Annotated in this window: 5 protein-coding genes; 1 reads left to right on the plus strand and 4 read right to left on the minus strand. The window is 66.0% G+C overall.

Translation table 11 applies throughout. From position 1 onward, the window contains the following. The first annotated feature begins 403 nt into the window (after positions 1-403). A complete protein-coding gene (locus NCR37_RS04880) occupies positions 404-1678 on the plus strand; it encodes an amidohydrolase family protein (RefSeq protein ID WP_250472017.1) in 1275 nt (424 codons plus the stop codon). A gap of 36 nt (positions 1679-1714) precedes the next feature. On the opposite strand, the gene NCR37_RS04885 is transcribed toward NCR37_RS04880, so the two are convergent. The 4 genes from NCR37_RS04885 to NCR37_RS04900 form a co-directional block, all read right to left on the minus strand. Then, positions 1715-3841: a M3 family metallopeptidase gene (locus NCR37_RS04885; RefSeq protein ID WP_250472018.1), complete on the minus strand. Its 2127-nt coding sequence runs from the start codon at positions 3839-3841 to the stop codon at positions 1715-1717. 164 nt (positions 3842-4005) lie between these two features. Further along, positions 4006-4860 (minus strand): bifunctional methylenetetrahydrofolate dehydrogenase/methenyltetrahydrofolate cyclohydrolase FolD, encoded by an 855-nt coding sequence (gene folD, locus NCR37_RS04890; RefSeq protein WP_250472019.1) that lies wholly within the window; start codon positions 4858-4860, stop codon positions 4006-4008. Between the two features lie 175 nt (positions 4861-5035). Further along, entirely contained in the window at positions 5036-5935 is a 900-nt protein-coding gene (locus NCR37_RS04895; protein WP_250472020.1) for a DUF2950 domain-containing protein, read from the minus strand. Positions 5936-5986: 51 nt separating this feature from the next. Further along, a complete protein-coding gene (locus NCR37_RS04900; RefSeq protein WP_250472024.1) occupies positions 5987-7261 on the minus strand; it encodes a DUF3300 domain-containing protein in 1275 nt (424 codons plus the stop codon). Positions 7262-7776: the final 515 nt, after the last annotated feature.

Here is a 7776-nt window from a genome sequence, read left to right on the forward strand (position 1 = left end):
ATCGATGCCGGGCTCGCACTCGGCGCGTGCAGTCTCCATGCGTATCCGCGCGCAGCATCCGCGGCGATTTCTTGGAATGCCGATGCCATCGCCCCGTTCGCGTTCGGCGCGAAGGCGACGGCCGCGCCGACGACTCCGCCGCCCCGAATGCCGCCTACGCGCACGCGCGACAGCAGCGCGTATCCGCCGTATCACTATGCGGCGCGACGTATCGCGTGACGCGCGGCGTCTATGCACGCGGCGTCTCCACGCACGGCGAGGGCGCCAGGCTCAGCGCGACGCTGGGCGGCGCGCGAGCGGGCGCGACGCGACCTGCGCTCTATCGCACACGAACCAGAGCGACGCGCCCGCGCTTTTATGTCCCGCTACAATCGTCAGAACCTCATACGCCCGAGGGCTTCATATGGATCTCATCATTCGCCGCGCAGCGCTGGTGCGCTCGACGGGGCTCGTCGATATCGGTATCGAAGCAGGCCGTATTGCTGCCATTGAGCCGCATCTGAACGCGAGCGCGCGTGAAGAAATCGACGCGAATGGTTCGCTCGTCACTGCGCCTTTCGTCGACGCCCACTTTCACATGGACGCGACGCTCTCGTACGGCTTGCCGCGCGTGAACGCGTCGGGCACGCTGCTCGAAGGCATTGCGTTATGGGGCGAACTGAAGCCCGAACTCACGCAGGAAGCCATCGTCGAGCGCGCGCTGCAATATTGCGACTGGGCCGTTGCACGCGGGCTGCTGGCGATCCGCTCGCACGTCGATGTGTGCGATCCGCGTCTTCTCGCCGCCGAGGCGCTCGTCGAAGTGAAGCGCCGCGTGAAGCCGTATCTCGACCTGCAACTGGTCGCGTTCCCGCAGGACGGCGTGCTGCGCAGTCCGGGCGCATTCGAGAACCTGAAGCGGGCGATCGCGCTCGGCGTCGATGTCGTCGGCGGCATCCCGCACTTCGAGCGCACGATGGCAGACGGCGCGGCGTCCGTCACGCTGCTGTGCGAGTACGCGGCGGAGCACGGCTTGCGCGTCGACATGCACTGCGACGAATCCGACGATCCCATGTCGCGCCATATCGAAACGCTCGCGGCGGAAACGCATCGGCTAGGGCTGCACGGCCGCGTGACGGGCTCGCATCTCACGTCCATGCATTCGATGGACAACTACTACGTGAGCAAGCTCATTCCGCTGATGCGCGAAGCGGGCGTCTCGGCCATCGCGAATCCGCTCATCAACATCACGTTGCAGGGACACTCGGACACGTACCCGAAGCGGCGGGGCATGACGCGCGTGCCCGAGCTCATGGCGGCGGGCATCGACGTGGCGTTCGGCCACGACTGCGTGATGGACCCGTGGTACAGCCTGGGTTCCGGCGACATGCTCGAAGTCGCGCACATGGGCCTGCACGTCGCGCAGATGACGGGCGTCGACGCGATGCGCGCGTGCTTCGATGCGGTCACGCGCACGCCCGCGCGCATTCTCGGGCTCGAAGGCTACGGCGTGGAAGTGGGCTGTCATGCGGACTGCGTCGTGCTCGACGCTCGCGATCCGATCGAAGCGATCCGTCTGCGCGCAGCGCGCACGGCGGTGATCAGAAGAGGGAAGGTGGTGAGCCGCAGTCCGGCCGTGCGCGCGACGCTCGCGCTGGAAGGCCGGCCTGCGGAAGTGGACTTCAGAATCCAGCGCTGACGCAAGAAACCCCGGCACGGCGGCCGGGGTTCTCGATCAGTGCACCGTCTGCGTGTGCTCGCTCATGCCGTTGTGACGCAACAGCGCGTCGATGCTCGGCTCGCGTCCGCGAAACGCCTTGAACGAATCCATCGCCGGGCGGCTGCCGCCCACCTCCAGAATCTCGCGGCGATAGCGCGTGCCGGTCTCCGCATTCAGCACCGAACCGTTCGCGGCCTTCGCGGCTTCCTCGAACGCGGCATAGGCGTCGGCGGACAGCACTTCGGCCCACTTGTAGCTGTAATAGCCCGCCGCGTAACCGCCCGCGAAGATGTGGCTGAACGTATTCGGCCAGCGCGAGAACGGCGCCTGCGGAATGACATGGAACTTCTCGTTGATCTCGCGGGCGAGGTCGTTTACGTTCTGCGTGCCGTTGGCCGGATCGTAGGACGTGTGCAGCACCATGTCGAACATCGAAAAGACGATCTGACGCAGCGTGCCGAGACCGCTCTGGAAGTTCTTCGCGGCGAGCATCTTGTCGAAGAGTTCGCGCGGCAGCGGCTGGCCCGTTTCGACGTGCGCCGACATGTCGGTCAGCACGTCCCACTCCCAGCAGAAGTTCTCCATGAATTGCGACGGCAGTTCCACGGCGTCCCATTCCACGCCGTTGATGCCCGACACGCCGAGTTCGTCCACGCGCGTGAGCATGTGATGCAGGCCGTGCCCGAATTCGTGGAAGAGCGTGATGACTTCATCGTGCGTGAAGCAGGCGGGCTTGCCGCCGACCGGCGCGGAGAAATTGCACGTGAGATACGCGACCGGCGTCTGCACGTCGCCTTGCGTGCGCTTGTGGCGGGCGCGGGCGTCGTCCATCCACGCGCCGCCGCGCTTGCCTTCGCGCGCGTACAGGTCCAGATAGAACTGCGCGACGAGCGAGCCGTCCTTGTTCTCGACGCGGAAGAAGCGCACGTCCGGATTCCACACGGCGGCTTCGTCGCGGCGAATCGAGACGTTGAACAACGTTTCGGTCACCTTGAAAAGGCCCTTCAACACCGCTTCCTGCGGAAAGTACTGCTTCACTTCATTCTCGGAGAACGAATAGCGCTTCTGGCGCAGCTTTTCGGCCGCATACGCCACATCCCACGGCTGAAGCTCCGGCATGCCGAGTTCGGTCGCGGCGAACGCGCGCAGTTCCATCCAGTCGTTTTCGGCATACGGACGCGCGCGCTTGGCGAGGTCTTCGAGGAACGCGATGACCTGCGCGGGCGACTCCGCCATCTTCGGCGCAAGCGACACTTCCGCGAAGTTCTGATAGCCGAGCGTGCGCGCTTCTTCCTGACGCAGCTTCAGATGCTGGACAATGTTCTGCGTGTTGTCCCATTCGGCTTTGCCGTGGCCGTAGGTTTCGCCGAGTTCCGACGCCCGCGTGACATACGCGCGATACATCGCCTCGCGCATCGGCCGATGCTCTGCGTATTGCAACACGGGAAAATACGAAGGAAAGTGCAGCGTGAACTTCCAGCCTTCCTTGCCTTCTTTCTGCGCGGCTTCGCGGGCGGCTTCGATCACGTCGTCGGGCAGGCCGGCGAGGTCGCTTTGCTGCGTGACGACGTAGGAGTACGCGTTGGTCGAATCCAGCACGTGATCGGAAAACGCCTTCGAGAGCGCAGCCTGTTCTTCCTGCAACTGGGCGAAGCGCGGCTTGCGGTCTTCGGGCAATTCCGCGCCGGACAGGCGGAAATCGCGCAACGCGTTCTCCAGAATCTTCTTGCGCTCGGGCGAAAGGCCCGCGAATTCGTCGCCTGCGGCGATCGCCTTGTACTTCTCGTACAGCGCGAGATTCTGGCCGACGCTCGCGGAAAACTCCGTGACGCGCGGCAGATTCTCGGCATGGGCGGCGCGCAACTCCGGCGTATCCGCGACGGCGTTCAGATGCCCGACGATGCCCCACGCGCGCGAGAGCTTTTCCGATTCGCGCTCCACCGTTTCGACGACGTCCTGCCAGGTGGCAGGCGTGTCCGGCGCGCTTGCGCGATCGACGGCGCTTTTGGCCGCCGCCAGCAGCACGTCGAGCGCCGGCGTGACATGCTCGGGCTTGATGTCGCCGAAGCGCGGCAAGTCGGAAAAATCGAGCAGCGGATTGGATGCTGCCGTGGTCGGCGTGGCTGCGGTGGTATCGCTCATGGCTCTCCCGGTTCTGTGATCGTTGAAGCGCGGAGCGGGCCAGTCATGCGAAGCCCGCGCCGCTCGTGTCCGAATGCTATTGGAGCATTATTGGGGCCGCGGGGCCAAAATCCAATGGATTGTTTCTAAGGGGACGATCGACGTTCGGGCGCGTCCCCGGCGGCTTACGCCTGTGCCGCGCGCTCGGCGGCTTCGATGGTGTTGACGAGCAGCATGGTGATGGTCATCGGGCCCACGCCGCCCGGCACCGGCGTGATGTGGCCCGCGACTTCCCTGACGCCCGCGAAGTCGACGTCGCCGCAGAGTTTGCCGGCTTCATCGCGATTCATGCCGACGTCGATCACCGTCGCGCCCGGCTTCACCATGTCGGCCGTCAGGATGTTGCGGCGGCCGGTCGCCGCGACGACGACATCCGCGTTGCGCGTGTAGTGCGCGATATCGCGCGTCTTGCTGTGACAGATCGTGACGGTCGCGCCCGCTTCGAGCAGCAACAGCGCCATCGGCTTGCCGACGATATTCGAGCGGCCGATCACCACCGCATTCGCGCCGGTAAGGTCGATGCCGTGCGCCTCGAACATCTTCATCACGCCATACGGCGTGCACGGGCGAAAGAGCGGCTTGCCGGTCATCAGCGCGCCCGCGTTCGCGACGTGAAAGCCGTCCACGTCCTTCTCCGGCGCAATGGCTTCGATGACCTTGTGGCTGTCGATGTGCGCGGGCAACGGCAACTGCACCAGAATCCCGTGAATGGCCGCATCGGCGTTGAGCTTCTCGATGTGCGCGAGCAGTTCGCTTTCGGCGAGCGTCGCGGGAAAGCGGTCGAACACCGAATGCAGCCCGTTGTCCTGGCACGCCTTCACCTTGTTGCGCACGTAGACTTCGCTCGCCGGATTGTCGCCGACGAGCACCACGGCCAGGCCCGGCTTGTGTCCGCGAGCAGTGAGCGCGGCGGCGCGGGCGGCGACATCGGCGCGAAGAGTCTTGGAAAGGGCGTTACCGTCGATGAGTTGGGCAGTCATGGCGAATCGGAATCGAGATTGGGCGGTGTGGCGAGGAGGGCGCGCAGCCGATGGGTCGCGCTGCCGGCGTGCCAGGGCGCTCGCGGCGCCCTCGAAGAAGGGCGAAATTATACCGCCGGGCGCTTTCAGGCGTCCGGCGGCGTACTGCGCCACGGTGCTCGCCGCGCTCGCTTGTCTACGGCGAGACGGACTGCCACGACGAATCGGGATCGAACGTCTTGATCGATGCCGCCACGCGCGCCGACGCCGGACCGAGGTTCTTCTGATAGAGCTGCCCGTCCTGGTCGATCATGAAGGACATCACGCCTGAGTCGCCGTACTTCGCCGGCCATGCGATCAGGCCGAAGCCGTCCGCGAGCGCGCCGCCCTGCATGTAATTTCTCGCGCCGCCTTTCGCGTGCGGCCCTTGCGCGGTGAGGATGCGATAGTGATAGCCGTAGTAGCCGCCCGAGGCCGTGGCCTTGTTCGGCATGGCCGCCGCGAGCGGGCCGAGCGGGCTTTCCGGCTCGCCGGGCGCGGTGTCCCAGTAAAGGCCGTCGTGCTTGCCGGGCGTGCTCACGAAGCGCTCGGCATAGTGGTTCGTGAGCTTGCGATAGTCGTTCTGCGCATCGACGTAGGCGAGCGCGACGCGCATCACCGATCGCTCATTGCGGCCGATGCGCCGCGTCAGCACTTCGTCGCGCGCGGCGGGCATGTCGAAGCGCCAGCCGTGGCCCGTATCGACGAGCGGAATCGGCAGAGTCCAGCCGGTGCCGCCGGTCTCGATATGCGCGCGGCGCGGGCCGCCGGCAGGCTCCGCATCCTCCACGATGCGGTGTTCCTTCGCCCACGAGCCGAGGTATTCGTAGATGTCGTCCTGACCGATGTTGTCGGTCGGCACATAGCGCGCGTGGTCCTTGCCGAGCACTTTGGAGAGCGCGGTTTCGTCGTTCGAGGCGATGGCGTCGGTAAGGGCTTGCGCCGCGGCTTCGGGCGTCGGATAGACGGCCTGCGCATGCGCGAGCGAGGCGGCGAGCAAAAGCGATGCGCAGAGAAAAGGGCGGGGCGATGCGGCAAGTTTTTTCATCGAGATCATCTCGGGCTCCTGAGTCGTGGGCATGGGTGTGGCGCAGCGTGGCTCAGCGGCTCAGCGGCGATGAAAGCCGCCGCCGCCGTGGAACCCGCCGCCCGCGCCGCCGCCCTGGAACCCGCCGCTGCGCTGGATTCCGCCGCCGCTGCTGCCGAGGCCACCGCCCGCATTCGGATGCGCGCTCGCGAACGCCTGGCGGCTCGCTTGCCCGCGCTGGATGTCCTGCCGCGCCGCGTTGCCGTCGCCTGCGCCGCGCAGCGCATTGTCGCGGTTCACGCTTTGCGCGCGCTGATGCAGATCGTTGTTGCCGACGCCGCGCGCTTCGCCGCCTTGCCGGATGTTCTGCACGCGCTGACTCGCCGACTGGTTGAGGTTCTGCCCGGTGCGCTGCTGCAGCGTCTGCGCCGCCTGCGCGCGCGCCTGATCGCGGCCGCGGAACTGGTCGCGATTCGCCGCGCCGAGATTCTGGTTCCCGAAATTCTGCCGGTTGCCGCTGTTATTGCGGTTGAACTGCGGGTCGTTGCGGTTCCAACGCACGTTGTTGCTGTTCGCGTTGATGCGGTTGTTGATGTTGATGTTGTTGTAGCGGTTCACGTTCACGTTGACGTCGTGACGGCCCCAGTCGCAATTGCCCCAGAGCGCGTTCGCAACCGCGACGCCCGTGCCGAACGCGAGCCCGGCCGCGAGACCGGAGGCGATCGCATAGCCGGGCGGCGGCGGCACGTAGACGGGCGGATAAGCGGGATACGGCCACGCGCCGTAGACCACAGTCGGGTTATACGTCGGCACGTAGACCACTTGCGGGTTGGCCGGCACGATCTGGATGGTGCTCTGCTCGACGACCACCTTCTGCTGTTCGCTGCTCTTGAGATTGCCCGCGCTCTGCGCCGCGCGCCGCAGCCGCTGCACGGAATCCATCACGTCGCCGGATTGCGCGATGAACGCGTTGCCGAGTTGCGTCACCCAGTCGGGCTTGGAGGCCATCGTCGCCAGTGCCTGCGGAAACGCAACCAGCGATTGCACGCTCGGGTCCCACGGCTCGGACTGCACGGCCTTTACCGCGTCGTCGCCCTTGATGTTCGGATTGGCCTTCGACCACTGCGCGGCCGCCTGAATGTCCTGCGGATACGTCGAGGCCATCAGCACTTGGGCGAGCAGCGCATCGGGATAAAGCGCGATCGGCGCGACGAGCGCATCGATCTGCTGGTTGGAGAGCTTCTGGCCCGCGGGCGCGGCAGGCGATGTCTGAGCGGAGGCGGCCGGCGCGTATGACAAGGTGAGCGGCACGGCGGCGAGCGTGGCGGCGAGTGCGAGCACACGCACCGGACGCATGCGCTTCGCCAGAGAGAGGCATGGCGTTTCGTTCAAGGCGGAGTCTCCTGGTTGAGGCGCCCCAAGTCCGATCAGGCCGCGAAGACGCAGCAACGTCGGCGCTCTTACTGGCGAGGGCGCGGTCAAATGATCGGATGCGGGAAATTGCGGCGCGTTAGCGAAACTGCGAGGGGAACGGCGGAAGGAAGCGGCGAGAGATTGGGGCGTGCGCGCGTGCGTGCGGCCGATAGCGAAACGTTTGCGTGGATGTGCAGCGGCTGCCTTGACGCGCATGATCGACTCCGATGTTGGGGCACGATCAAACTACGGGCGGGCGCTATTTGGTGTCAATGCGAAACACGAAATTTCACGTTTCTGTTTCGCGGATGTCACCGGCCGAGGCGGCGAGCGGAGAGTCGAAGCGGACGTGGGGGGGGGGGGGGGGGGGGGCGCCCCCCCCCGCCGCCGCTTATCGCGCTGCCGAAAAAATTGTCGATGAGCGCACTGGCGAAATCCACGACTACACTCGCAAGCGC

It is taken from the genome of Caballeronia sp. GAFFF1 (assembly GCF_023630705.1).
Lineage (GTDB): Bacteria > Pseudomonadota > Gammaproteobacteria > Burkholderiales > Burkholderiaceae > Caballeronia.

Bases quoted from the DNA above. Each gene is read 5' to 3' on its own strand.
- NCR37_RS04880 (WP_250472017.1), top strand. From the start codon at position 404: ATGGATCTCATCATTCGCCGCGCAGCGCTGGTGCGCTCGACGGGGCTC.
- NCR37_RS04885 (WP_250472018.1), bottom strand. From the start codon at position 3,841: ATGAGCGATACCACCGCAGCCACGCCGACCACGGCAGCATCCAATCCG.
- folD (WP_250472019.1), bottom strand. From the start codon at position 4,860: ATGACTGCCCAACTCATCGACGGTAACGCCCTTTCCAAGACTCTTCGC.
- NCR37_RS04895 (WP_250472020.1), bottom strand. From the start codon at position 5,935: ATGATCTCGATGAAAAAACTTGCCGCATCGCCCCGCCCTTTTCTCTGC.
- NCR37_RS04900 (WP_250472024.1), bottom strand. From the start codon at position 7,261: ATGCGTCCGGTGCGTGTGCTCGCACTCGCCGCCACGCTCGCCGCCGTG.